2 protein-coding genes are annotated in these 2,183 nt (G+C 68.3%); both read right to left on the bottom strand.

Annotated features, from left to right (window positions below; translation table 11 throughout):
• Positions 1–63: 63 nt before the first annotated feature.
• On the bottom strand, positions 64–867 hold the full coding sequence (gene istB, locus AB0H36_RS48015; RefSeq protein WP_360539100.1) for an IS21-like element helper ATPase IstB: 804 nt from the start codon (positions 865–867) through the stop codon (positions 64–66).
• Positions 867–2,111 (bottom strand): IS21 family transposase, encoded by a 1,245-nt coding sequence (gene istA / locus AB0H36_RS48010; RefSeq protein WP_360539097.1) that lies wholly within the window; start codon positions 2,109–2,111, stop codon positions 867–869. Before istA ends, istB begins: the two co-directional genes overlap by 1 nt.
• Positions 2,112–2,183: the final 72 nt, after the last annotated feature.

Genomic DNA, 2,183 nt, shown 5'->3' with positions numbered 1-2,183 from the left:
TGTCAACGACGGCTGAAAACGGACCCTTTGTCGACGGTTGAATATGGACCCCTCTGCGGTTGGTTAGTTGGTGTCGACCGGTGCCGGGATGCGGCCCAGGTCGTGGTTCTTGAGGCGGTAGGAGTCGCCTTTGAGGGCGATCACGTCGGCGTGGTGGACGAGCCGGTCGATCATCGCTGCGGCGACGGTGTCGTCGCCGAAGACCTCGCCCCAGCGGCCGAATTCCTTGTTGGAGGTGACGATCAGGCTGGCGCGTTCGTAGCGGGATGAGACGAGTTGGAAGAAGAGGTTGGCGGCCTCGTGTTCGAAGGGGATGTAGCCGACCTCGTCGACGACGAGCAGGGGGTAGCGGGCCAGGCGGCGTAGCTCGTCTTGGAGCCGTCCGGTGTTGTGGGTTTCGGCGAGCCGGTCGACCCATTCGGCGGCGGTGGCGAACAGGACCCGGTGGCCGGCTTGGCAGGCGCGGATCGCGATTCCGGTGGCCAGGTGGGTCTTGCCGGTGCCGGGCGGGCCGAGGAAGACCACGTTCTGCTTGCCGGCGATGAAGTCCAGGGTGCCCAGGTGGGCGATCAGGTCACGTTTCAGGCCGCGGGCGTGGGTGAAGTCGAACTCCTCGATGCTCTTCCTGGCGGGGAAGCGGGCGGCCCGGATCCGGCCTTCACCGCCGTGGGACTCGCGCGCGGCGACCTCGCGTTGCAGGCACGCGGCGAGGAACTCCTCGTGGGTCCACGACTCTGCCCGGGCTCGTTCGGCCAGCCGCGGGACCGACTCGCGCAGGGTCGGTGCCTTGAGGGCGCGGGTCAAGAACGCGAGCTCACTGTCGATATCGCGACCGGTTTTCGCGGTCATGGCTGTCGTGGCGGCCATCAGGCCACCTCGCCGGTGCCGGTGACGGTGCCGAAGATGGCGTCGTAGACCGACAGGTCACGGGCCTCGACCACCACCGGTGTCGACATCGACTGGTGTTCCTTGGCGGCACGTGCGCGGTGCGCCAGCTCGAGGGCCTTGTCGCGGTGGGCCGGGTCGGTGATGGTCTGATGCCTGGCCCAGCACCTGTCATGACGTCCGACGACAGCTCCTGCGCAGGTGATCGTCACCGTGGTCAGGTCTGCGGCCACCTCGACGAAGCGGCCCACCACGGACGGGTCGACGGAGTAGTCGTTGGAGGCCAGCCGGACGTAGTGGTCGCGCGGCAGCCGCACCCGGGTCCGCCAACCCACCACAGGTGGCGCCGGCGGCAAGCCCAGCATCGCGTCGCGATCAGTGACCCAGCGGGCGGTCGGTGCGCAGCCGATCCGGCGCGAGTAGCGGCTGTTGGCCGTCACCAGCCACTGGGCCAGCTGGGTGTTGAAGTCAGCTGGTCCGGTGAACATCCGGCCGGGCAGGAACGAGGTCTCGAAGTAGTGATTGTTCCGCTCGGTCAGCCCTTTGGCTTCCGGGTCCCGTGGCCGGCACAGATGCACGCCGATGCCCAGGCTGCCACGGAACGACTCGAACTCCTCCGACAACGTCGGCCTCCCGCGGCGCCAACAGCCGACCGCGCCCTCGTTGTCCCACACCAACTGCCGCGGCACCGCCCCCATCGAGTAGAACAGCTGCCAGTGCCCAGCAGTCAGGTCCGCAGCCATCCGCGACGCGATCATCACCGCCCACCGCATCCGCGAGTACCCAGATGTCATCACCAGCACCGGCGGCGACCCGTCCTGCCCGGCACCCAGCGGAACCAGTACCGGCGGGAACCACAGGTCGCACTGCGCCCGATGCCCCGGGTCATACTCGGTGCGCGACGACGGATCCGGCGGCAGATAGTAGGGCCGCAACTCCCGGACCCGGTCCTTGAGCACCGTCAAACCACGCGGCCAGCCGACCCGCTCAGCGATCACCGTGGCCGGCATCGTCGGCGTCTCACGCAGCAACTCCCGGATCCGCGGCTCGAACGCGTCGACCACCGACCCCTTCGCCGGCCGCGAATACACCGGCGGACGATCACCGGCCAACGCCCGCCGAACCGCGTTCCGCGAGATCCCCGTCTTCCTCACGATCGCCTTGATCGCCATCCCCTCCGCCGTGCGCAGCCGACGGATCTCCGCCCAGTCCTCCACTGACATCACCCTCCACAGGATCAGCCCAGGGGGTCCGTTTTCATCCGTCGATCAGGGGTCAGTCTTCACCCGTCGTCGACA

It is taken from the genome of Kribbella sp. NPDC050820 (assembly GCF_040653975.1).
Taxonomy (GTDB): domain Bacteria; phylum Actinomycetota; class Actinomycetes; order Propionibacteriales; family Kribbellaceae; genus Kribbella.
The sequence above is the reverse complement of the archived record's forward strand: the minus strand, read 5'-3'. Positions and strand labels throughout refer to the sequence as shown.